General features: G+C 36.6%; 23 protein-coding genes and 2 riboswitches. Of the genes, 2 read left to right on the top strand and 21 right to left on the bottom strand.

Translation table 11 applies throughout. From position 1 onward, the window contains the following. Positions 1–6: 6 nt before the first annotated feature. The 5 genes from D9842_RS01395 to D9842_RS01375 all read right to left on the bottom strand — a co-directional run bounded on the left by D9842_RS01395 (position 7) and on the right by D9842_RS01375 (position 2,427). On the bottom strand, positions 7–294 hold the full coding sequence (locus D9842_RS01395; protein WP_251401204.1) for a hypothetical protein: 288 nt from the start codon (positions 292–294) through the stop codon (positions 7–9). 27 nt (positions 295–321) lie between these two features. Then, entirely contained in the window at positions 322–612 is a 291-nt protein-coding gene (locus D9842_RS01390; RefSeq protein WP_162987266.1) for a hypothetical protein, read from the bottom strand. Positions 613–681: 69 nt separating this feature from the next. After that, a complete protein-coding gene (locus D9842_RS01385) occupies positions 682–1,434 on the bottom strand; it encodes a hypothetical protein (RefSeq protein WP_121660950.1) in 753 nt (250 codons plus the stop codon). Positions 1,435–1,536: 102 nt separating this feature from the next. Then, the gene (locus D9842_RS01380; RefSeq protein WP_121660949.1) at positions 1,537–1,995 is read right to left on the bottom strand and encodes a hypothetical protein; all 459 of its coding nucleotides are present in this window, start codon (positions 1,993–1,995) and stop codon (positions 1,537–1,539) included. A 15-nt stretch (positions 1,996–2,010) separates the two neighbouring features. Continuing rightward, positions 2,011–2,427, bottom strand: a complete 417-nt coding sequence (locus tag D9842_RS01375; protein WP_257535967.1) for a hypothetical protein — start codon at positions 2,425–2,427, stop codon at positions 2,011–2,013. Between the two features lie 211 nt (positions 2,428–2,638). Between D9842_RS01375 and D9842_RS01370 the strand changes: the two genes are divergently transcribed. Next, entirely contained in the window at positions 2,639–3,868 is a 1,230-nt protein-coding gene (locus D9842_RS01370) for a glycosyltransferase family 2 protein (RefSeq protein ID WP_162987265.1), read from the top strand. 26 nt (positions 3,869–3,894) lie between these two features. Further along, on the top strand, positions 3,895–4,740 hold the full coding sequence (locus tag D9842_RS01365) for a glycosyltransferase family 2 protein (RefSeq protein WP_121660946.1): 846 nt from the start codon (positions 3,895–3,897) through the stop codon (positions 4,738–4,740). Positions 4,741–4,766: 26 nt separating this feature from the next. On the opposite strand, the gene D9842_RS01360 is transcribed toward D9842_RS01365, so the two are convergent. The 16 genes from D9842_RS01360 to D9842_RS25575 form a co-directional block, all read right to left on the bottom strand. Then, positions 4,767–5,432, bottom strand: coding sequence for a M50 family metallopeptidase (locus tag D9842_RS01360; protein ID WP_121660945.1), 666 nt, complete (start codon positions 5,430–5,432; stop codon positions 4,767–4,769). A 101-nt stretch (positions 5,433–5,533) separates the two neighbouring features. Beyond that, on the bottom strand, positions 5,534–6,493 hold the full coding sequence (locus D9842_RS01355) for a 2-hydroxyacid dehydrogenase (protein WP_121660944.1): 960 nt from the start codon (positions 6,491–6,493) through the stop codon (positions 5,534–5,536). A 226-nt stretch (positions 6,494–6,719) separates the two neighbouring features. Then, entirely contained in the window at positions 6,720–7,337 is a 618-nt protein-coding gene (locus tag D9842_RS01350) for a PRC-barrel domain-containing protein (protein ID WP_121660943.1), read from the bottom strand. A gap of 192 nt (positions 7,338–7,529) precedes the next feature. Next, positions 7,530–9,275, bottom strand: a complete 1,746-nt coding sequence (gene atzF, locus D9842_RS01345; RefSeq protein ID WP_121660942.1) for an allophanate hydrolase — start codon at positions 9,273–9,275, stop codon at positions 7,530–7,532. Next, a complete protein-coding gene (gene uca / locus D9842_RS01340) occupies positions 9,272–12,904 on the bottom strand; it encodes an urea carboxylase (RefSeq protein WP_121660941.1) in 3,633 nt (1,210 codons plus the stop codon). The genes atzF and uca overlap by 4 nt, the downstream gene beginning before the upstream one ends. A 54-nt stretch (positions 12,905–12,958) precedes the next feature. Then, positions 12,959–13,609, bottom strand: coding sequence for an urea amidolyase associated protein UAAP2 (locus D9842_RS01335; RefSeq protein ID WP_121660940.1), 651 nt, complete (start codon positions 13,607–13,609; stop codon positions 12,959–12,961). 38 nt (positions 13,610–13,647) lie between these two features. Beyond that, the gene (locus tag D9842_RS01330) at positions 13,648–14,391 is read right to left on the bottom strand and encodes an urea amidolyase associated protein UAAP1 (protein WP_373995088.1); all 744 of its coding nucleotides are present in this window, start codon (positions 14,389–14,391) and stop codon (positions 13,648–13,650) included. Positions 14,392–14,458: 67 nt separating this feature from the next. Next, positions 14,459–14,591: riboswitch (guanidine-I (ykkC/yxkD leader) on the bottom strand. A 108-nt stretch (positions 14,592–14,699) separates the two neighbouring features. Continuing rightward, positions 14,700–16,049, bottom strand: a complete 1,350-nt coding sequence (locus D9842_RS01325; protein ID WP_121660939.1) for an APC family permease — start codon at positions 16,047–16,049, stop codon at positions 14,700–14,702. A 162-nt stretch (positions 16,050–16,211) separates the two neighbouring features. Next, entirely contained in the window at positions 16,212–17,900 is a 1,689-nt protein-coding gene (locus D9842_RS01320; RefSeq protein WP_121660938.1) for a methyl-accepting chemotaxis protein, read from the bottom strand. A gap of 158 nt (positions 17,901–18,058) precedes the next feature. Continuing rightward, entirely contained in the window at positions 18,059–18,853 is a 795-nt protein-coding gene (locus D9842_RS01315; protein WP_121660937.1) for an ABC transporter ATP-binding protein, read from the bottom strand. A gap of 1 nt (position 18,854) precedes the next feature. Next, the gene (locus tag D9842_RS01310; protein WP_121660936.1) at positions 18,855–19,673 is read right to left on the bottom strand and encodes an ABC transporter permease; all 819 of its coding nucleotides are present in this window, start codon (positions 19,671–19,673) and stop codon (positions 18,855–18,857) included. A 21-nt stretch (positions 19,674–19,694) separates the two neighbouring features. Further along, complete coding sequence (locus tag D9842_RS01305) at positions 19,695–20,699, bottom strand: ABC transporter substrate-binding protein (protein WP_121660935.1); 1,005 nt, start codon at positions 20,697–20,699, stop codon at positions 19,695–19,697. A gap of 130 nt (positions 20,700–20,829) precedes the next feature. Next, positions 20,830–20,934, bottom strand: a riboswitch (guanidine-I (ykkC/yxkD leader). Between the two features lie 256 nt (positions 20,935–21,190). After that, on the bottom strand, positions 21,191–22,552 hold the full coding sequence (locus D9842_RS01300) for an aspartate aminotransferase family protein (RefSeq protein WP_121660934.1): 1,362 nt from the start codon (positions 22,550–22,552) through the stop codon (positions 21,191–21,193). 116 nt (positions 22,553–22,668) lie between these two features. Continuing rightward, positions 22,669–24,132, bottom strand: coding sequence for a CoA-acylating methylmalonate-semialdehyde dehydrogenase (locus D9842_RS01295; RefSeq protein WP_121660933.1), 1,464 nt, complete (start codon positions 24,130–24,132; stop codon positions 22,669–22,671). Between the two features lie 184 nt (positions 24,133–24,316). Beyond that, on the bottom strand, positions 24,317–24,952 hold the full coding sequence (locus tag D9842_RS01290) for an FMN-dependent NADH-azoreductase (protein WP_121660932.1): 636 nt from the start codon (positions 24,950–24,952) through the stop codon (positions 24,317–24,319). A gap of 155 nt (positions 24,953–25,107) precedes the next feature. Beyond that, positions 25,108–25,257, bottom strand: coding sequence for a hypothetical protein (locus D9842_RS25575; protein WP_162987264.1), 150 nt, complete (start codon positions 25,255–25,257; stop codon positions 25,108–25,110). Between the last annotated feature and the right edge of the window lie 56 nt (positions 25,258–25,313).

The raw sequence follows: 25,313 nt of genomic DNA, 5'->3' as shown, positions 1-25,313 counted from the left end.
TTTCTATTAATCTGTTAGTCTAGGAATTTCCACTCCGCCTTCTTGTTCAATATAAAAAACCTCGATATTATGAATATGAATAAACCATGTTCGGTTCTCAAGTTGTGCGAAGTGAGTAGCTTCTACATCAATTAACACCATATCCTCCATAACATCTAAAATTTCTCCAACAAACATAAAGGGAAAAGAAGGAGTAAGAACAAAAGCTCTATTCCCAATATTTTCTATAAAATAATCAGTTATCGCTTGATCACGAACGACATTATGAGTTGAATTAAATGAATTACCCTTCACTTTTTTATCATCTCCTTTCGGCATTACTTAAATAAGCGGGAATCTCTCATCACAATCAAAATTCGGAGTAAATTGCGCAATTTTTTCAAGTGGAATTGATAATGGAGTTGGAAACTGAAAAAATGGTGCATTTAAAATTTTAATAGTTACTGGACTTAACGTAACATGACCTTGCTCTACTTCTACTATAGGCCCGCAAAAGATCGGACGAAATGTTTGACCTAATAAATTTAACTGTGAAGACTCAGTTATAATCAAGACGTCCTCGCCCATAAGTTTCTTCAGTTCTCTAAATATATTGTCCTCCTGATATTTCACATCTTTTTCCTCCTTTCGACCTAGTGTTATATAGTATTACCGTCTTATAAAATTGCCTCTAACACACACCTATTTTTTGGTAAAAATAGTTAATAAAGAGAGAAGCCGCAAACTTGTCACCCTACTAATAGTGCCTAAATTAAGCTCCCACTTTTTATTAAATGAGGAAAGCAATAAATTGTTTTCTTGTACATCTATGATTTGACCCACATACGAGCAATCCTGAGTACTGACTTTCACCCATATACCCTTCCACGCTTTTAAATTTGTGTGCAACGTTTCTTCATAAAATTGTTGTTTTAAAGCATCTCGTTTGGAAACAGTCTGTCCAAAATCATAAAGCAATTTTCTTTTTAAATCGTTGTCAAAAATGTAGGACTGATGACTATTTGAATAGTTTGGTATTCCAGAAGGAACATTGGCAGATATAATGGCATGATAAGGAAACCAAATACGATCCTTTAAATTTGTCAGCATGACAAAATCTCGGCCAATTGCTGTAACTTTACCTAACGTGTGAACTGTTTCTTCTCCATGACTAGAATAAATTTCAACTTGCTGATACCGCTTCATCTTAAAAAAACGTTTTAACATAAGAGCCTTCCGCTGATTAGGTGTCGATTTTGTGATGTTAAACAAGTTGGCTTGTTCCATATATTCGTTGAATATTCGTATCTCCTCCGTTGACGTTGAGCCTGCTGGTGAAGTGATTTGATTACCACTTTCGTGAATAGGATCCTTTTTACGTTCTTCTCTATGTCTTTCCTCCAGTATTTTTTTTACATACTCATCATGACGTAATCCTGTTTTCAATTGTTTCACCTCTTACATCCAATTTCTTACATATTAATCTATGTTCAAGTTTTTAAATTGCTATGTTTTAGTTTAATAAATGAGTAAGTGTATATAGGGGATTCTCCCGTCTTACACTTTTAAAGCGAATAGCAAGAGAAGGGTTGTTAGAAGATGGAGAAATAAACCAAAAAGACCAAAAAAGAGGACCAGCTCTTGCTGATTATAGATTTGTGTTGGAAGGCTACAAATCGATGGATCTAATGAAACTGCTCCTATCATCGTCCCCATTATGGCACCTGTTCCACCACTGTAAATGCCTGCTATAAGAGTTTGCGAGTTTAATAAAGAACCAATTGTCACACCTATAGCTACGCCGATTAAAAGATTTACAAAGCTGATCACGGTAAAATGATTAGAGAATAAATAAAAGAGGTTGTTAGTCATAACAAGGCTAACAATATTACCTCCTGTTATAGAGACGATAAACCCGAAACGATCACTAAAAAGATAACGAGAACGAAATAAGACTCGATAAGCAAATAATGCAATAAGACAGTTTGTTAAGAGTATCAGCATGATGGTGTTCAACCTTTTTCACCTATCTTATGAAGAATTTTTTGATGAAAGAATAAGTAATCCAAATGCTCCAATAATACAGAATTCAAGAAATAGAATAAACGTTGTCCCGCTTGCTGCTGCTCCAATCATAGGAGACATAATTCCCATCATCAATCCATTTATAAAGCCTGTTAATAACGTTTGATAATCAAAAAGTCCACCAAATAAACTACCTATTATTAGTCCCGTTAATGTTGCGATAATCGTAATTTCCAGGAAATGAAGCGGAAATTGATTTATTAAAATAACTCCAGTTCCAATTGCAAGACTACCACCAGCAACCATCGCTATATTCATGCCTAAATGAAAACCAATCAATTTTCGTCTTTTATAAAAGTAAATATATGCTAAAAACATCACAACAAGATTCATATAAATCAAAAGTCCATACCATTCGGACATGTTCATCACCTCTATATTAAATTATGAATCTTATAAGAACATGTTCCTAATAACCAAGTTCCATTTATAATTACTCCTAAAATGACAAGTAACCATTTTACGTTTAAATATAGATACCCGCTTATACATCCCCCAACAATATCTATATCTTATATATTAGATTCGATCCTAGTACATTGAGAAAGGTTGTTTCAGCTGTATGTCCAATTCCATGACAAATGATTCATTAATAACAAGAAACACTCAGATTCCCAACGATATTGAAGTCAGTATTATTATTCCGTCTTACAATAAATATCCATTGAATTTATTTACTCTTTATTCTTTAGAAAAACAACACTTCGATCTTTCAAAAGTAGAGGTTTTTTTAATAGATGATGCTTCTACAGATCAAACATATGAAACTTTAGAGAATTACAAAGCCCCTTACAATTTTTACTATATTCGTTGTAATTCAAATAACGGTCGAGCAAAAGTAAGAAATATAGGAATTCAACATGCACGTGGAAAAGTCATAATTTTTCTGGATGCCGAAATGTACGTAGAACCAAGCTTTATTCAAAATCACTATCAATATCATCAACAAAAAAACAACTTAATTGTAACGGGTGCCATGTCCTATCACGCTTTGTATTCATGTGTTTTTCCAAGCTTCCAACCGGAACAAGTGCAAGAAGTCAAGGAAATGATCAAGGATGATCCAAAGCTTTCTTTACGTTTTTTGGAATACCAAAACTCATTGTCAGCACCTTTTCCCTTACTTGAAAACAAAGACTTTGATGATAAAAGCTACAAAATGTTAAGCTTTGAAAAATCTTCGTGGTTTAGCTTTATATTGGAGCAATATGGACCTAACTTAGATGGATTTTCATTTCCCTGGATGGCTTTTTTAACAGGCAATGTTTCCTTAAGGAAAGCTTTGCTAGATAAAGTAGGTGGATTTGATGAGGATTTTGTGGGCTATGGCTATGAAGATTGGGAACTTGGATATCGCCTATATGAAGCAGGTGCAGAATACTTAGCAAGTGAACATGTGGTTAGCTATCATCAAGAACATCCTGTCAGTTCAGATAATTGGCAAGAAGCAATCGATAATTTTCATCTCTTTCTAACCAAACATCCTGATATAGATGTTCTCTTTTTAGGAATTGAGCTAAGCCAAATATTGAATTTAAACGAAATGAACGAAGTGCTTATCGAATATAAAAATTTTCTGGAGAATGACCTGCAAGACTTCTTATTGTTTAACAAAATGTTTATCAAAATCCTTGTAACGATTACTTTGCTGTTAAAAATAGATGTTAGACATAAAAACATCATGGGTGCAGTAGGCTTCACTAAAAAACAGAGAGATGATTTGTTCAGCGAATTGATGAAGCTGGAAAATTTAAATCGTTACAACAAACTAACCAAATTAACTAAAAAAATCATCTTCACTTAACTAAATATGACAAAGGAGCAATAGGGATGAAAGTATCTATTATTACCTGCACGATAAGAGATCAGTTCATGGAAAATGTCTTTAGAAATTATAAACAACAGCAATGGGATGAAAAAGAACTTATTATCATCTTAAATAAAGATGAATTAGATCTTATTAAGTGGCAGAAAGAAGCCGCGAATTACCAAAATGTCCGAGTGTTTCAATTACATGAAGGAGCTGCATTAGGAGATTGTCTTAATTTCGGTATTTTAAAAGCAAATTATGACTACATTGCAAAATTTGATGATGATGACTGTTATGGTCCAAACTATCTTTTAAACTCCATGAAAGCATTTGAAAATGATGATGTCTTCATTATTGGTAAAAGTTCATACTACGTTTATTTTACAAATAAAAAAGCACTGATGCTTATTCAAAACAAAGAGAACACTTATGATGAAACAGTTTCGGGAGCTTCTCTTATTTTTAGAAAAGAAGTTTATAACAAGGTACAATTTCAAAAAAGAACAAGAGCTGAGGATTACTTTTTTATTGAAGATTGCAAAAAAAATGGCTATAAAATCTTTACAACAACTAAGGATGACTTTGTTGTCATTAGACATGATTCAGGAAATCATACATGGAAAATATCTGATGAAGACTTTCTGGCATGGGGGGAGATTATTGCCTATACGGATGATTTTAAGTCAGTTTTACCCAGTTTTAATGAGCCACCAATAAAAAATAACGTTCAAAACACTAAGTTAGATAATGAAATCAACACAGAGAAAAAATCTCTGGCTCTAAAAGAAGTTTATAAAGCCATGTTAAAAAACACTCTTCAAAAATACCAAAATCCTAACTTAACGAAATATAGCGGTTTCAAGTAATAGACGAGATCTTTTTAGATCTCGTTTTATGAATAAAAATGATCTTTAATCGAAATGATTGCAACATAGATTGCCTGTAGAAAAAACAGAAAGCCCCATAATACAGCAGGAATTTTTGTGTAGCTTGCTAAACTTGTTGCATCTCCAGCAGCCTTTCTCCGAATAAGACTTATCATAAATATTTGCAAAGCAGATGAAACGGATTGTGTTAATAAAATTGAAGACAAAAAATAGGCTAAGAAGATTTGCACCTCAGTTTTATCACTATAAATAATCCATCCACACATCATGATAAACGTGATAAGCCACAATGCTCCATAGACGTTCCGAATCCATAACAATAAATTCAGAACAGCAAGAAAAACAAATCCATATAAAATGAAAAGACTCTGCCCTTTAGAAATCAGCATAAAACAAACATATACAGTAATGGAAGAGAACGTGTAGCCAGCATAAGAAATCACAACACTTGAAAACCATCCTTTTTGTCCAGTAACTGCCTCACCAGAAGTATTGTGAAATAACTTAATGGAGTACACCTTTCCATTAAGAAGCAGCGCTGCAAGTGCATGACCATTTTCATGTATCATTGTGTTCACAATGGAAACATAACGGCCAATAAAGGGTAGGTTTGAAACAACAAACGCTAAGATGATGTAAAGGAAGATGTGATTTATTTGCAATAGCTCCATAAGAACTGGTTCTCCTTTCGAATATACCTATTGATATTCTAGGGAAAAATTTTAAAAAGTAAACTTAGAAAAGGAACAGATCTTAGACCTGTCCCTTTGAACTACCTAATTAAGTTAGGAGGAGTCTCTCCTTCTAATGCTTTTGCCAGATTTTCAGCTGCTAACGTAGCCATTTTTTCTCTTGTTTCTTTTGTAGTAGATCCGATATGCGGCAATGTTACAACATTCGGCAGGGTTAGTAATGGGTTATCCTTTTCTACTGGTTCATGTTCAAATACATCTAGACCAGCACGTAATATCCACTTTTGTTGTAAAGCTTTAATTAACGCTTGCTCATCAACATTTTTCCCTCTTGAGCCATTAATGAAAATCGCTGAATTCTTCATTAATTGGAATTCTCGTTCACCAATCATCTTTTCTGTCTCAGGGGTATGTGGGATCATAAGGCAAACAAAGTCAGATTGAGTAAGCAACTCATCTAGCGAGCAATAAATAGCACCAAATGATTCTTCGGCTTCTTTTTTTCTTGAACGATTGTAATATAGAATTTCCATATCAAAACCAAAATGAGCTCGCTTTGCAATGGCTTGTCCGATACTTCCCATTCCGATAATACCTAACTTTTTATGGTGAACATCTACACCAAATAAATCTTCATTTTTACTTCCATTCCAATTACCAGATTTCACATAAAAATCAAGCTCCGTCATTCTTCTAGCGGTTGCGAGAAGTAAACCAAAGATTGTATCAGCTGTAGTATCGTTTAAGACTCCTGGTGTATTAGTTGCTATAATACCTCTGTTCTTTAACTCTTCTAGGTTGAGATTATCATAGCCAACCGAAATATTAGAGATAACGGTTAAATGTGGCGCGTGATCTAACAGTTCTTTATCCATTTTCATGCTGGCTCCTAGTAACCCATTTGCATTATGAAGTTCATTTATAAATTCATCATAATTATTAGTATGTAAATTTTTGAAATAGCTCACTTCAAACTTTTCCTTTAACGTATTTATAACTTTTTCAGGAACTTCTCTATATATCACAACTTTTTTCTTCACTAGAGCACCTCTTTGTATGGAATTAAATTTTCTTAATTAAATACTTCAAGTTTGTTATAAAAAGTCCTTCTTTTTCAATTATAGCTTATGAATGATGGAAGGCGTAAAAAACTTAAGCAACCCTCCTCAGTAAACGAACTGAGAAGGATCTCGGTTTATCAACTTTCATTTAATAACAAAATTTAGAGCAACTCAAAAGGCGAAATACACACATTAATTCTGATTGTTAAGTTTCAGAATCAGGATCTTTCTCATTATTCACTTTACTCAACTTTGGTAATTCGTTTAGTATTAATTCATTTAACATACCTTTTAAGGCATCTTTTTTATTGCTTTTGTTCCCTGCCTTCCCCCCCAATTGTTCATCCGATTCTAAAATTGGAATCATTTCTGATAGTGATTCATTTGTTATAACCCGTTCTTTACCAAGGAATAGTACATTTTCAATTGGTAAGAAAAATTTATTGTTAGCTGAATGGATGAGTAAACTCTCTAAATGTCCATTTTCCTCATTAAAATAATAATCAGATATAACCCCCGAGTGTTCCCCGCCTTTTGTAATAACCTGAGAACCAATTAATGGAACCATTTTATTTAAAAAAGGAATTTCTTCTAACCCTAAAATAGAATTTTTCTGTTCGATCATAACTGCAGAATCTCCAACTCCAACAACATTGTCATACGAAAGTGCATCAAGGCTTACCTGCCAATCATCCTGTCCTATGATTAAATAATTTACTGATTTTTCATCAGGATTAATAATCAAATCTTTAATCATTCCTAGCTGCTTTCCTTCGGAAATACTAATGATAGGTAAATGTAGTAATTCTTTAGCCTTTTTCATTTTTAGCCCTCCATTTTTAACAACTTACCAAAACTCTATTCTACCGATGCAATAGGAACTATTTCTGATAAGAGCACTTTATTAAGTAACTGTATTTTTATATGTTTTTCTGGGCTAAAATGTGCAACGTTGACTTTAACTAAAATAAAAACCCTTGCTTGAACACTTCAAGCAAGGGTTTATTACTAAGCATTAAATTTCTAACAGAATTTTCCTCCAGCTTCCTGCATCTGAAATATCTTCTGCTTCTTCAGATGCGTATCCTTCACAGATAAACCCTGGTACTTCTTCACCATTTTTTAACTCAACTTTCCCAATTCCAAGTGGCGCGGGAATTAATGCTGCAAAAGCACCAAACGAGGAAAGTGGCATTTCCCAGATTTCTAGCTCAATTGCTTTTCCACCTGTTTGTTTCTTAATCAATCCTGGTTTGGCTGGCTCAGTTGAAAGTTTCACAAATTGATATTTTTCAGCTGTCACATCCTCGCGAATAAAGGATGCACCAAACTCAAGCATTTGCTTTTCTAAAGGGAAGCCTCTCATATGCAAACCACATACCGCAACTAGAGTGGTCTCTTGTTTTGCTGTTTTATTATTAACGAATGCCTCAGCAGCTCCTGCAATTAACCCTTCGTTCTGAGATAAAGCAAAGAATGTAATTCCAAAAGGCAGGTTTGCCGCTGCCTCTCCGGCTTGCACGGCAACCGCACACAAATCTAATAAATTACAATGATTTGTATATAGCCCCATATCACTATTTGTTTTAATTGGATCTTCACGGACTTGATCTCGAGTCCATGTTCCACCTGCAGTTGGCGTAACAAGAACAGCGTCCTGTAGTAGCTTGCTAGCTTTTAATTTAAATTCTTGTAACTTGTGCATTGAGTGAAATACAGATGCAGCATCATATTTTGGTTCTGAACCAGAACGAAGGACTTTTTCCGTTACTGGGAAGGTTGCTCCTGGATGATCATTAATAAAGTCACCTAGATCAGCCCATCGTTCCGCGACAAACGGGCCGTCATATAGGATCGCTGCTGCTTGTGCAAAGAATTGATAGTCAATGTATTCAATTTCGATTTTTAATTGTTTAATTTGTTGGACTGCCCCATCCCAGGCTTTTTTATATTCCTCAGCAAAAGGACCATAAAACGTTAAATCATCTTTTGGTAAACAGAATTTTTTAGGAAGCTTAGCTTGTGGAATAGCAAGATCACGTGACCAAGGATCTTCTTGATCTAAACCTCTAGCAACAGCATCAACTTTATACGCTTCTTCTAAACTATGTGAAAATACTGTAACACAATCAAGACTGGCACATGCTGGCACAACACCCTTTGTCGGCCATGCTCCTAGGCTCGGCTTTAAACCTACTAAATCATTCAGTGCAGCAGGCACACGACCAGAACCAGCTGTATCTGTACCCAGAGAGAAAGCAACCTGCCCTCTTGCAACTGAAATAGCAGATCCAGAGCTGGAGCCACCGCTTATCAGCTCTGGACGAAGCGAATTATGTGTTTCCCCATAAGGGCTTCGCGTTCCTACTAACCCTGTAGCAAATTGATCTAAATTTGTTTTCCCGACCGGAATAGCTCCTGCTGCTAGTAACCTCTCAACGACAGAAGCATGTTCCGAAGGTGTATAACTATATTCTGCACAACCGGCTGTTGTTGGTACATTTGCTAGGTCAATATTATCTTTAATAGCAAACGGAATCCCCCATAGTGGTGATGATTCAAAATCAAGCTCTGAAAGACGGTCAAGATAAGGCTGAATATGTTCCATTTGAGGTGCTGTAATCCAAATGTTCATTTCCTCATCATCACGGGAACGTTGAATGATTTCTTCAATAACTTCTTCCGGCTTCAATGCTCTCGTTTCATATTGTTTACGTAACCAGCTAAGTGTTAATTTCACAGGAATTTCTATCTTATTCATTGTGCAACACCTACCTTTTTTTCTTCAAAGATACTGACAATCAATTGACCTGCATGAACTGAATCTCCAGGTTTTACATATACTTCAGCAATTTCTCCATCACAAGGAGCTGCCTGAGGAAATTCCATTTTCATACTTTCTTCTATAATAAGGACATCGCCTTTTTTCACCTGCTGGCCTGGAGCAACAAGGACTTTCCACACACTACCAGGCATTGAACAATTAACAGGGATTGAGCCTTCTGGAAGTTCATCCTCTTCAATCGAACCCATTGAATTTTCTTCTGAAACATGCTCTGCAATTCCTTGCTCCTTCCATCTTTCACGTTCTGCATGGAAGGCTGCTTGTTGACGTTGTTTAAACTTCTCTGCACTTTCTTTTATTTCATCTTGGAACTTCAAGTATTCCCCGAGATCGAATGTTGTTTCGGTAATATCAACTTCAAAACGACCACGAAGTACATCTTCACGAAGTTGTAGCAATTCATCGGCTTCAACTGGATAAAATTGAATTTGATCAAAGAAACGTAATAACCATGGTTTACCTGGTTCAAAGCTCTCAGTTGAACGAAGCTTATTCCACATTTGAATCGTACGACCAACAAATTGATAGCCACCAGGTCCTTCCATACCATATACACACATATATGCTCCGCCAATTCCAACAGCGTTTTCTGGTGTCCACGTTCGAGCTGGGTTGTACTTCGTTGTAACTAATCGGTGTCGTGGATCAATCGGCGTTGCCACAGGGGCTCCTAAATAAACATCTCCTAATCCAAGAACAAGGTAATTAGCATCAAAAACAACATTTTTCACATCTTCGATACTTTCTAAACCATTTATTCGTCGAATGAATTCAAGGTTATCCGGACACCAAGGTGCATCTTGTCGAACATTTTGCTGATAGCGCTCTGTAGCTAATTGTACTGATGGATCATTCCAAGATAATGGTAGGCGCACAATTCGTGATGGCACCTGAATCGATTCGAGTGGTGGTAAGTTGCGATCAATTTCTACTACTTTTTCCACTGCTTCTTTTATCGTTATTTTTGAAGCGTCAATATGAATTTGTAATGAACGAATTCCTGGTGTTAAATCCAACACAGGAAAATCCTCACTCTTCTGAATAGCATCCATTAAGACATGTGCTTGAAATCGTAATTGTAAATCAAGCTCCATATCTCCATATTCTACAAGGAGATTTTCATCTCCACTGCAGCGAATCGTAATTGGAATGTTTCTATCCTTTTCGGATGCTAAAATAGGGTAAGCAGGTGTCATTTCAACTTCAGGCTCAGCAAGCTGAACTTCACTCAACTGAGTGAAATTAGCTTCTCCGATTGCATGAAGATTTCCATCCTGTAGCTTTCGCAAACGAGCTGCTTCTTCTAAAGTAATTAATTTAAATTGAACCGTATCACCAGGATGTAGCTGACCAATTTTCCAAAACTCTGCTGAAGCAGTAGTAACAGGGCAAACAAATCCACCAAGACTCGGACCATCAGGGCCAAGTAAAATTGGCATATCACCAGTTAAGTCAAGTGTCCCGATTGCGTATGCATTGTCATGAATGTTCGATGGGTGCAGACCTGCTTCTCCACCGTCTTCACGTGTCCAAAGTGGTTTAGGACCAACTAAACGGACTCCTGTGCGTGAACTGTTAAAATGAATTTCCCATTTTGTTTCAGTAAGTTGTGTTAAATAATCAGCCTCTAAAAATTCCTCTGTACAATGCGGACCTGGAATAACTCCAATTGTCCATGTGTTGTTAACTATTGGTTGATGTACCATTGGAAGCGCATTTGTAGTTGGTGGAATAACATCGTTATGCACAGAAAGAACATCACCTGTGCGAAGCGCTCTACCACCATGTCCACCAAAGTTTCCAAGTGTAAATGTAGAAGAGCTGCCTAAAATTTTCGGCATATCGAATCCGCCTGCTACTAGCATATAAGCTCTCATTCCAACCTTTGCTTCACCAAAAGATAAGATCTGATCCTTTTCGGCAAAGATCGGTTTATATAAGGAAACATCTTCACCATCTAGCTTCGCTTCCATATCAGCACCGGTTAAACAGAACCACATCTCATTTCGGAATTGATAAGATCCTCCTCGTAATGTAAATTCCAAGCCTGGTGCATCGTCGTTATTTCCTAAAAGCTTATTACCAATTCGAAAGGATAAAGGATCCATCGGTCCACAAGGTGGTACTCCAACATCCCAATACCCTTTTCGTCCAGGCCAATCTTGAATTGTTGTTTGTACCCCGCCATCTAGTACTTCAAGTGCATTTTCAACTGCTTCAAAGCTGTTTAGCATTCTGGTGTACACATTGCCTGCGACACACTCCTCTTCATGTAACAATGCTTGTAAATACTGAAGATTCGTTGTGATTCCATACATTCGGGTTTCACTTAAAGCCTGAATTAACTTACCTATTGCATCTTGTCTGTCTTCACCATGAACGATGATTTTTGCAAGCATTGGATCATAAAGAGATGTAACAGTTATTCCGTCACGGATCCATGTTTCATTGCGAGCAAGATCTGATAAAATTACATGGTCTAACTGCCCTGCACTTGGACGGAACTCATGAAAACAATCTTCTGCATATATTCGTGCTTGGATACTATGTCCTTTCGGTTTAGAAACGAGAGTGTGTAAGTTTTTCAATTCATCTGCTGCTTCCTTTACCATCCACTCTACTAAATCTAAGCCTAATACCTCTTCTGTTACTCCATGTTCAACCTGTAAGCGTGTATTTACCTCTAAGAAGTAAAAACCACAGCTTTCAGGGTCATATAAAAACTCAACCGTTCCAGCACTACGATAGCCTACCTCTTCGGCTAAACTCTTTGCAGCAGCAAACATCTTTTGGCGAACATCTTCTGAAAGCTTAGGAGCTGGGCTTTCTTCAATAACCTTTTGGTTACGACGTTGAATCGAGCAATCACGCTCTCCTAATGTCACTACCTCCCCAAAACGATTACCAAAGATTTGCACCTCAACATGTCGTGCTTTCTCAATGTATTTCTCCAAAAATAATCCAGCATTGTTAAAATTCGTTTCCGCTAAATGACGAACACCCTCATAGGCTGCCAGAAGCGCATCTTCATTGTCACAAACACGCATTCCAATTCCTCCACCGCCTGCTGTACTTTTTAAAATGACGGGGTAGCCAATTTTACTTGCGTGATTTAATGCTGTATCAAGAGAGTCAATTAAATCAGTTCCAGATAACATTGGTACGCCAGCATTTTCAGCAATGTCACGTGCCGAGTGCTTTAGACCAAACATCTCCATTTGCTCTGGGGTAGGACCAATAAAGGCAATCCCCTTTTCTTGACACGCTCTAGCAAAGTCGGCATTTTCACTTAAAAAGCCATATCCAGGATGAATTGCTTCTGCTCCTGTTTCAATAGCTGTATTAAGAATAAGTTCAGCATTTAAATAGCTGTCCTTTGCCGCTCCCTCTCCAATGAGAACTGCTTCGTCAGCATAATCAACATGCAGGCTGTCTTGATCAGCTTTCGTATAGACCGCTACCGATTGAATGCCTAGCTTTTTTAGTGTCCGTTCAATTCTTACTGCAATGGCACCGCGATTGGCGATGAGTACTTTTTTAAACATGAAAACCTCTCCTTACTAAAGTTCTATGATGATGTTATATTCGAAAGATTCTGTTTATTTATCCCAAATTAACACACGTACAGGCGTAGGATTATACGCATTACATGGATTGTTTAGTTGAGGACAATTACTAATTAACGCAACAGTCTTTACAATTGATTGCACCTCTACATAACGACCAGGTGCTGATACACCGTCTGCGAATGTTAGACCGCCATCAGATGTTACTGGTACATTCATGAAGAAGTTAATATTAGGTGCTAGATCACGCTTCGTATATCTTTCATCGTACTTGGAAAGCTGAAGCATAAACGTATCTCGGCAATTATGCATTGGCAATGTATCATGTGCATATCGCACTGTATTACTTTGTGCTGAACAAGCTCCTCCCAATGTATCATGACGCCCACAAGTATCAGCCACAATTTTAAGAAGCTCTTTATTTGATTCAGAACGTAAAACCGTTCCTGTTGATAGATAAATATTTTTTTGACCTAGCATCGTCGCGACTGCACTGTAATGATCTTCTGGGTCTTCAGCATGATAGAACAGGGTATCCGCTGCTTGATTTCCCTCTAAATCTACTATTCTTAAAACCTGACCAGGCTCTAGCTCATGCATCCAGCCTTCTCCAGAAGGAATCACTCTATCATAAATTGCTTCTTCTACTTTTCGTGAGCTTTCTGTATAATTTAAAACCGCCATGTTTTCTCCTCCTTATAAAATCATCTTCGACATCTCTTTTATTTCAGTACAACTGATTTTGAATCACTAAGTAGTGTGTGGTATTCCCATGTATTTTCAAAAGCTCTCCTGTTTTCCGGACGGAAGTTCACACACACATCATCATCTTTAACTGGCTCTGCATTGAATACTTCTATTTGAATTGGTACTGAAGGATATTCGTTACGAGGATCTAATGGATTTGGTGTATTCGAGAAAATGAATAATGTATCCATCTCGGTTCTTAATGTCACAGTTGCTCCTTCTTGGCAATGATCCTCAACATAGTGCATATCGCCATTTTCATCACAAAATACCTTTGAAAATAGGTTTAATACCGGAACAATATCACGTACACCTAATCCATTTCTAACAAGCTCTACAGCAAAATTTTCTTCGCCGCTTCTTAACCAATTATTCCTAAGCTCTTGATAGGTTGTGATCCCGTATTTCTCATCTGTTTCCTTACGTGACGTATATCCTGAAATACTGTCATGCCAGCCTAGACTATCCTCCACTATACTCGTTAACACCCGCCCGTTATCACTCATTAGCACATGACCTTTTGTTAGGTGAGAAGTATGTTGAGCTTTTAATGTATCCGGCATGTTATAACGCTCTGTTAACTGATTTGCATGATACATGATTGTTGAAAGATTTGCCCCCTTACCTAAAGCTGTAAATTTTACAAGTTTCCCTTTTCCGATTGTTCCTGACCATTTCCCACCAGCTGGGATTGTTTTATTCCAAATGCTATTTATCATAAAGAATTCCTCCTTTGAATAATATCGAGTAGAGAAAATAAAAAAGATAAAAGCCTGGGAGATTTTCGTCTCCCAGGCTTTTATCCCTCCGTGTATATAGCTAACATGCGGTATCAGCTATACGCTCTCTCTCGGACCAGACTCCTTGTATTGAATGAGGGGATATTCGCAACAAGAACGGAACCCTAGACAGCTTTTTCCTTCTCATCTGAGAAGCTTTATTTAATTTGTTCTGTAAATTTATTATAGACCACCCTATTACAACCTTCCAAACACTATGTCAGATTTTCTAACACACTTTTTGAAAATTATCTATTTTCGATTGCTACCTTTCCTTCCTTTAAAGTAGAAATCGGCTTTTTAAACATGCTTGTTCGGATTCCAATGTAAATAAATCCTATTACAATCCAAGCAATTCCAATTAAGAGTGTTTGTGCTTCTAACAAAGTTAATAACCATCCAATAAAACAAGCACCGACGAAAGGAAAAATGAGATAAAGAAAAGTTTGTTTAGCAGACCGCATTTTACTTTTTACATAATAATGTGAAATAACAGATAAATTGACGAACGTAAATGCCGTAAGGGCACCAAAGCTAACAAATGTTACAGCTGTATCTAAATCAATAGCTATGGAGAAAAATGAAATGATTGTCACAAAGATAATGTTAATCACGGGTGTTTTATATTTAGGGTGTAAATAACCAAACACTTTGTTCGGCAAGATTGACTCTCTCCCTAATGCAAATAAAAACCTCGTTACACTTGTAACAGATGAAACTCCTTGAGTAAAGGTTGCCACAATTAATACGGTTGTAAAAAGGGCACTTAATAGATTTCCACCAACCATTTGAATAAGCTCAAAAGAAGCTGTATCACCATTTTCAAACGTAAAGTTAGGATAGGCTAGTTGTGTTAAATAAGAGATAGAAATGTATAACACTGCAGCAATAATAACTATTAGGAAAATTGCTTTAGGTATTGTTTTACGAGGATTAACTGTTTCCTCTGCCATTGTGGTTACTGCATCAAATCCTAAAAAACAAAAGCAGATAAGAGCTGCTCCTGAGAAAATCGTTGAAACGGAAAAGTCACTAGAAAAGAACGGTTGAAAGGAAAATAAACCTGATCCGTCTCCGCCAACAAGAATATCCTTTGTTACAAAGGCACAAAAGAAGATAATAAAGAGGATCTGAAAAATAACAGAAAACCCACTTACTCTTGCTACTGATTTAATCCCAATAATATTCACAAATGCCAAAATGACATTTAACAAGATAATCCATACATAAACTGGTATACTCGGAAACTGTGCATTTAAGAATAGGCCAAATGTTAAACAAGCAATAATTGGTGAAACAATATAATCAAGCAAAAGAGCCCAGCCAACAAGAAACCCCATCTTTGGATTGATTGCTTTCTTAGTATAGGTGTAGGCTGAGCCCGAAATCGGATAAGCCTTTACCATTCTGCTATAGCTATATGCTGTAAAAAAAATCGCTATAAATGCTACAACATAAGCAGCAGCAAGCATTCCACCCGCTGCTTCAAACGCAACACCGTACACGGTAAAAAAGATCATTGGTGTCATCCAGGCAAGTCCAAGGAAAACAACACCAAATAAATTTAGAGACTTTTTGAATTCAGTTGTTTGTGTCATGCTTTTTCCCTCTCTCTTTTTCTGAATATTCAGACCATATAAACCACAATTTCACTACTATACTTTAAAGCGATAAATAACATTTTTACTTGTGTTCCATTATAATGTCGCAAAATCTAACAGTTCAAATAGTGTGTTAGATTTTGTGACAAACTATTTCACCTAAACTTTAAACCTTCCCACCGTAATCTGTAGTGTTTCAGCCATTGTTGCTAGATTTTCTGCTGAAGATGTAATTTCCTCAATGGAAGCAAGTTGCTCCTCTGATGACGCGGCTACATTTTGAATCGTCGCCGAAGCTTGTTTGGTCAGTTCAGATAATCCCTCAATCGATAACATGCTATCGTTTGCTTCTGCTGACATTTCTTCTGCCAAAGCAGAGATACTTTCTACTTGTAGTGTGACATTCTCAATTTCTTTTGATATTTTTTCAAAAGCTTCACTTGCTTCATTAACAGCAATCAATCCTGAATCTACTTCCTTCTGACCATTAAGCATATAATCTATTACTACTTCTGTACTCTCTTGTATTTTTTGAATAATAATTGTAATTTGACTAGCAGATTTTTTCGATTCCTCTGCTAACTTGCGAACCTCTCCAGCAACGACAGCGAAGCCTTTTCCTTGTTCTCCGGCACGAGCAGCCTCAATTGTTGCATTTAAGGCTAGTAAATTTGTTTGATCTGAAATTCCTGTAATCACATCTGATATTTGTCCAATTTGCTTCGTTAAATTTCCTAATTCCTTTGTTTTTTCATTTGCTTCACTGACTGTTTTTTGAATGAAGTTCATTTGTTCTCTTGATTGATGGATAGCAAGGTTTCCGTTTTGCGCAGCACTTGATGTATCTTTTGCTGAATCATAAACAGACAGTGAAAAATCAGCAATTTGCAATGCCCCCGAAGAAACGTTGGACATTTTGGTAACACCCTCTTCAGAATCCTTCACTTGTCTTTCACCAACAACAGAAATTTCCTGCATTGCATTTGTTAACTGGTTAGAAGCAGCGGCATTTTGTTCCGCACTAGCAGAAAGTTCGTCAGATGAAGCTGCTACTTCAACAGTTGTTTTTTGTACGAGCTTCATTAACTGCTGAATATTGTCCAGCATCTTATTAAATGCATGAGCTAGCTGACCCACCTCGTCTTTACTCTTCACCTCAAGTCGTGCTGTTAAATCTCCTTCATTGTTAGACAATTCTTCAAGTTTTTGTACTACTTGAGTTAATGGTTTTGTAGTATTTCTCGAGACAATAACAGCAATTAAGAATCCTATGATGATGGCGATAACAAAAGCACATAGTCCAAAAAGTGCTTGTCGATCCATTGTGTCAGCCTCCTGCTGTACTTTCGTGGAGATCAACTCTGTTTGTATTTCTTTAAAGTGTTCTAATTGACTGCTAAAGATCTCTCTCACCTCAGCATATTTACCATTAAATAGCTCGAGAGTTTTTTCCTCATCTGTTGCAGCAAGCTCCATCATTTGTGTTTCAAGATCAATTAGCTCCTGATTATGTAGTTCAAGGTTATGAAAAATTTGTATTGTTTCTTCATTATCTAAAAGTGGAATAACCTCATTAATGTGTTCCTCTATTTTCACTGCATATTCATTGTATCGATCAAGCTCAGCCTGATTTGACGGCTCAATAATAATGCCTCTAACGGAATCTGTAAGAGTTAAATCATCAAACTGAATATCATGAGCTAGCTCAAGCTTTTTTACTTCTTGTTCTGCTAGTGTTTCGTACGAGTTCATTACGTGTTGAAGGGAAAAATAAATGATAATAAATGCAATAAGGGCCGCTGTAAGTACAGCTGTAAATCCAAATAGTAGTTTTGTTCTGATGCTCATCCTTGAGCCCTCCTAAAAATGAAATCGTTATAGAAGAATTAAATTCCTTTTATCAAAGATAAATCTAAAAATCCCCCTGCTATTGTAGATATTCTGCAACAATAAAGGCAGTAGCTAAGCACCACTGCCTTTTACCACACCATGTAAAATGTGACCATTTAATGCTTTAATAACGAGACAATATGCTTCTTCAGCTTCATAAATTGATCAACTTCCACCAAGTCACCATCTTGAAACAGGTGAAGGTCTGCGTCAATTTCCTCGATAATTTTCCCTGGTCTTGCTTGCATTACGTAAATTCGTTGCGATAAGAAAATAGCTTCATCAATATCATGTGTAATAAAAACAATTGTGGTCTTTTCCTTTTTCCAAATATCAAGCAATAACTGCTGCATCGATTGCTTTGTTTGTGCGTCGAGTGCACCAAACGGCTCATCCATTAACAAAACCTCTGGATTATTAGCTAATGATCTAGCAATTGCCACCCTTTGCTTCATACCTCCCGAAAGTTCTTTTCCATATGATTCAGCAAACCGCTCAAGACCTACTAATTCCAAATACCGATCAGAAATTTCCTTTCGTTCTTTTGAACCCATTCCCTTTAGTTTTAGACCAAATTCAATATTGTCACGAACATTTAACCATGGAAATAGTGTGTAAGATTGAAACACCATACCCCTGTTTACACTAGGTCCTACTACTTCTTGATCTGAAACCTTTACACTTCCACTCGTAGAATCTTCTAATCCTGCTAATATCCGTAGAATTGTAGATTTACCACAACCAGAAGGACCTAGTATGGAAACAAACTCCTCATTTTTCACATACATTGACACATCTTCTAGTGCTTGAAAGCTTCCTGCTTTTGTTTGATACACCTTTGATAGTCCGTTTATACTAATCTCTAATTCCGATTGTAGAAGTGGCTCTGCTTGTTTTACTGCATTTAACATTCTATTGTCCTCCTTCTGCCCAAGGGAATAATTTTTTCGTTAAAAGTGCAAAGCAACGATCAATAACTAAACCTAATAATCCAATAACAATAATTCCAACAAAAATTAACTCTGTATCTAAAAAACGCTGTGCCTTCATAATCGTATATCCAAGGCCACTGTTTGCTGCTACAAGCTCTGCTACAACTAAGTACGTCCAAGCCCATCCCATAATAAGACGCATTGTTACCATTAACTTTGGTAAAATCGCTGGTATGATCACTTTCGAAATGACCTGACCTCGTTTTGCTCCTAATGTGTAAGATGCGGATAACAAATCTTTATTCACTCTGCTAGTGTCTTCGGCTACCATTAGCAACAATTGGAAGAAACATCCTATAAAAATAACAAGAATTTTTGCAGTTTCACCGATCCCAGCCCATACCATAATAAGTGGAATAAATGCTGCTGCCGGCATATACCGGATAAATTCAGACATAGGTACAACAATCGATTCTGCGATTTTAAACGTCCCAGCAAAAATTCCTAGTGGAACACCTATGATACAAGCTAATAAAAATCCCATAAAAACACGGTAAACACTAATGCCTATTTGATTCCAAAAATCAGAATCAGCAAGGGACATAAAGAGCGATTCAATCACGACAAATGGTGAAGGTAGAAACACTTCCTTTACAACCCCCATTATGCTCAATAGATACCAAATTAGAAACAGTCCTATAAATGCGGATCCTATTCCGACTAAATACCAAGACTTCGGAATTTCCTCATGAATTCGAAATAATGTTCTCAAGTAACCTTTCTTTTTTGCAGCCTCCATGTTTGTCACCTCTTTCCGGTTCTACTCATGACTATTTTCAATAAAACTAGAGTCAAGTAATAATGTCATATCTGGAATCTCTTTTATAAACTCTAATTTTTGAAGGAATTTTGCATTTTCCTCGGCCGTATATTCAATAGATTTATAGCTATCTGATTTTTCAAAAGCAGCAACGTTTTGCTCAGGTGTGAATAATTCAAACCCTTCCATTCCAATAGCAAGTTCATCAACCGTAATACCGGCGGCTTCAGCAATAATTTCAAGTGATTCTTCTTCATTTTCTGAATAATAGTTTACTGCTTCAAACCAAGCAGCAGTTATTTTTTCAAGATCTTCTTGACGGTTTTCTGCGATTTCCTTGCGAACTACAAAGAGATCTGCAATAAGACCCGGGAATTCTGCTGAGGTAATTAATTTATGTCCATTTCCTTCTGATTCAGCAGTACTAAGGAATGGCTCCCATAATCCAGCTGCATCTAAATTTCCAGCAATAAATGTTGTCCCTGCATCTTGAACAGTAAGGTTAGTAAAATTCACATCAGATTCCTTTAAGCCAGCCTGTTCAAGTGCTGTTAACATAAAGAAATGCTCAATCGTACCAATTTCTGTTCCAACTTTCTTACCTTTTAAATCTTCAACAGATTGAATATCCTTTGTTGCTACTAGGCCATCTCCACCGTTTGAGTTATCTGTTATAAAAACTGATTTAAGTTCAATACCGTTTTCAAGTGGGGCAATAGTGTCAATAAGCGCTTGGCTGTTTCCATCAATTTCTCCAGTGTTTAAGGCGGATAATGAATCAGCATAAACCGGAAAATAAACTAATTCAACCTCAACTCCATGTTTTTCAAAGAATCCTTTTTCTTCGACTAGATGCCATAAGTACCAGCTAGGTAATGCACTGAACCCAATTTTTATTGGTTCACTTTTAGAGCTACTTCCACTTGCCTCTTCACTTGAATTTCCGCAAGCTGCTAATAAAAAGACAAACAATACTGACAAAAGTATGTTAAATTGTTTTTTCATGCTTCTCACTCCTGTTTTTTTTATTTTGGTAGAGCTATAAATACTTCAGATCTCCTTTCCTGTTAATTTATTAAATATTGGGAATTTTCAAATTATAATAAGAGGAAAAATAAAAAGCCTTGGAGAGGTCGTCTCCCAGGCTTTTGTCCTTCCGTGTATATAGAAACAGGTTATTTCTATACGCTCCCTCTCGGACCAGCTTGGTAAATCCAACGGAACCCTAGGCAGCTTTTTCGTTCTCAAATTCATAGAGAACCTTTATGGAGTTGAAAAATTGAATGCTTTTGTTATAACAAAGTATAAATGGGATAAAAGGTTCATGCAATGACCGTGTTATATAATCTAACACGGTTTCTTCGCTTAAAACGGATCTGTAAAATTTCTGAAAAGATCTAGTTTTTTACTAATAGCAATAACCTAATCTTGCAAATCATTTATCTTAAAATAAAAAAAGACAGACCACTATTCCCGAGTCTGTCCTCCTTCATATCTTATACGTGCAATTTATTTATTTCCTCAACAATTGTTTCAATCATAAATTGAACATCCTCTAATTCTATACTTAGTGGTGGAGACAAGGTTAGAACATTATTATAGCCAGCTACGGTTGCTCCATTTTTACCTACGATAAGTCCTTTTTCTTTACATCCTGAGATTACCTGATTCACATAAGAAACTTCAAGCGGTGTTTTAGTGCTTTTATCAGAAATAAGCTCTATCCCAATTAATAATCCTTTCCCTCTTATATCTCCTACTAGTGGATGGTGTTGCAGTTTTGTCTTCAAAGCGCTTAACGTATTTGTTCCTATTTCCTTTGAACGGGAAAAAAGCTTTTCTCTTTCCATAATTTCGAGATTTTTTAATGCTAATGCGCAAGCGGCTGGGTTCCCCCCAAATGTATTTACGTGCCGAAGATAATCATATTCATCCGTTCCTCTAAATGCTTCGTAAATCTCTTTTTTAACAGCCGTTGCAGATAAAGGTAGATAAGCACTGGTAATTCCCTTTGCCATGGTGATGATATCAGGCTGTACACCATAGTTCTGAAATCCAAAAGCCTCACCCGTTCGGCCAAAACCACAAATAACTTCATCAACAATTAAGAGGGCACCACTTTCTTCACATACCTCTTTTACACCTCTCATGTACTGTTCAGGAGGCATTAAAATGCCACCTCCAGTAATAACTGGTTCCATAATGACCGCTGCAACCGTTTCATTTAATTCCCATGTCATCACCTGTTCAATGGTTTGTACGGAAGGTAACTCCCGAGGGGGACACGATGGGTCCTCTGGTTTTCTATAGGAATCAGGTGGTGGAACATGAATAAAACCAGGGGCCAATGGTTCGTATCGATACTTACGTTGTGCCTGACCAGTTGCAGCTAATGCCCCCGCAGTGTTTCCATGATATGCTCGATATCTTGAAATGATCTTGAAACGATTATGTTCTCCTGTTTGTTGATGATATTGTCGAGCAATTTTGAAGGCTACTTCATTTGCTTCAGATCCACTATTCGAAAAGAAGATAACATAATCCCCGCCAAGCAATGAATTTAATTTTTCAGAAAGTTCAATAGCTGGAGTATGACTATGCGTTAGCGGAAAATATGCTAATTTTTTTAATTGCTCATATGCAGCTTCTGCTAATTCCTCTCTCCCATGACCGATATTTACACACCATAAGCCTGCCATTGCATCTAAATATTTTTTTCCATTGATATCTGTAATCCACGCACCATTTGCTTCTTTTACAATCATTGTTGCATCAGGCTGATATGGCTTCATTGAGTGCCAAACATATTTTTCATCTTTTGATTTAAGATCATCTTTTGCCATGTTAATGGAATTCATATACACTCCTCCTACTATTCTTGAAGGCTATCTTTTCTGTTGGCCTTCATTTACGCGACCCTTAATATGCTTAGCCTTAACTAAATGGCTAACAGCATCACTTGAGTTAAGTAGCTTTAAAAATCAAATCGCGATGTTATCATCTTTTTTCGTGTATAAAAATTTACTCCATCCTTCCCATTAACATGAAGGTCACCATAAAAAGAATCTTTCCAACCAGAAAAAGGAAAGAATGCCATTGTTGCCGGAACACCAACATTAATTCCTAACATACCTGCGTCAGCTTCCTCTCGAAATTGCCGAATTGCCTTTGCATCCTTTGTATAAATCGTTGCGCCATTACCATATCTCGATTGCCGTAAGTACTCTAAGGCTTCATCTAAGCTTTCCGCATGAAGTAAACTTAATACAGGTGCAAAAATTTCTTCTTTTGCGATGGTCATATCAGGTGTCACCCCATCAAAAATAGTAGCACCTAAGAAATAGCCTTCTTTTTTGTTATCTATTTCCGTTCTTCCATCTCGTATTAATTTCGCTCCCTCTTCAATGCTTAATTCAATATACGAAAGAACCTTTTCACGATGCGAAGCTCTAATAATTGGTGTTAAAAGAACTTCTTCATCCAGTCCATTACCAAGGATTAATTCATCAGCCTTTTGTTTTAGTTTTGATACAAACTCTTGCCCTTCTCCAATAATGACAACTGCACTACATGCCATACAACGTTGTCCCGCACTTCCGAAGGCGGATCCAATAATGTGTTGTACTGCTTTGTCTATGTTTGCATCACTCATAACAATATGATGATTTTTCGCACCAGATAAGGCTTGAACTCTTTTCCCATTCATAGCAGCTTGTTCGTAAACATATTTCGCAACAGGCTGTGACCCTACAAATGATATAGCCGAAATATCTGGATGTTGTAGCATTCCATTTACGACCTCATGAGAACCATGAACGATATTTAATACTCCAGGAGGAGCACCAGCTTCTGTAAACAGCTCTACTAACCTATTTGCTAACAAAGGTGTTCTCTCTGAAGGTTTTAAAACAAAAGTGTTTCCACATGCTATCGCTAGAGGAAACATCCAAAGTGGGACCATCATCGGAAAGTTAAATGGTGAAATTCCTCCAACAACTCCAAGAGGATACCGAAACATCTCTGAGTCTATTTCTTCTGCTATGTTAGAAAGTGATTCCCCCATTATAAGACTTGGAGCACCTGTTGCGAATTCAACACATTCAATTCCACGTTGCACCTCACCATATGCTTCATTAAATGCTTTTCCGTTCTCTAAAACAATTAATTTTGCTAATTCCTTATGATTTTCCATTAACAGATGGTGGTATTTAAATAAAAGCCTGGCACGTTTAGGTACAGGAACATTTTTCCATGTTTGAAATGCTACCTTTGCAGACTTCACTGCTTGATCAACATCTTCTTTTGTCGAAAGAGGCACCGTCGCAATTTTTTCGCTATTTGCTGGGTTATGTACCTCGGCTACATTTTTCCCTTTAGCAGAAACCCATTTACCATTAACAAAATTTTTTATAGGTGATGTTGCATTTACAATTGTCATTGTATACTCCTCCCTTTAGACTCATGTTATAAACCTATTATCAATCATTAAAAAGACTCGTTCATTAGACATTTTGTAAAGCAACACGTCTCCATTATGCTACATTTTGGTGGATACAAAAAAGAAGATACCTCAAATGGTATCCTCTTAAATCATTGGGCCCTTTTCAACTTAAAAGGTTTAATTAAAATGTTTTCGCTAAATCCTTTGCACGGGCAATCCCATTCTGTTTAATTTCTTCCGCTTTATCTGGCATTGCTGCATGACCTTCAATAAATAACCCATCAAAAGAAGGTACGCCAAAGAAATTCATAATAACGGTAAGGTAACGATGTCCCATTTCAACTTCTGCTGCCGGACCTTCTGAATAAATGCCACCTCTTGCTTGAATGTGAAGAGCTTTTTTATCTGTTAGTAACCCAACAGGTCCTTGCTCCGTATATTTAAAAGTTTTTCCTGCTACTGCAACAGAATCAATATATGCTTTCATTACAGGAGGAAATGAGAAATTCCAAAATGGTGTGACAAATACATATTTATCTCCATTTATAAATTGCTCACATAATTCATTAAGACGACTGACTTTTGCTTTTTCATCCTCAGATAATTCTTCAAATCCTTTACCTGTTTGAAGTTTTCCCCAACCACTAAATACATCAACATCAATGTGAGGTATATGCTCTTTGTATAAATCAATATGCACGATCTCATCATTTGGATTTGATTCTTTATAAGAATCAATAAATGCCTTACCTGCTGCCATACTGAATGAGACTTTATCATCATGAGGATGAGCAGTAATATACAATACTTTTGCCATATTTAATCTACCTTTCTTTATGTAGTCATTTTAGTTTGAACGAAATCATAAAAAATAATCCAAGATTGTCCTAATTTTTAAAAAGTCTCGTTGTAAGGCGAAAAAAAAGCAATTTAAAAGGATTTGTTTCAGTTAGAAAACAAATCCTTTCAAGTTTATTCCGTTTCGTTAAACGTATAAGGATTTGCTCCAATGTTTTTTCTTACTTCATCTGTCATTTCATAAGCTTCTGTTAAGTTTGTTTCATTTGTTGTTTCATAGGTAAAAGGAATACTACCATCGTAATGTAAAGGCTTTTGATTCATGTTAACACCTCCATATTTTAGTTGAAAATTTCATTTTACAAATATTAGTATTTACA

The organism is Metabacillus litoralis (genome assembly GCF_003667825.1).
GTDB lineage: Bacteria > Bacillota > Bacilli > Bacillales > Bacillaceae > Metabacillus > Metabacillus litoralis_B.
The sequence above is the reverse complement of the archived record's forward strand: the minus strand, read 5'-3'. Positions and strand labels throughout refer to the sequence as shown.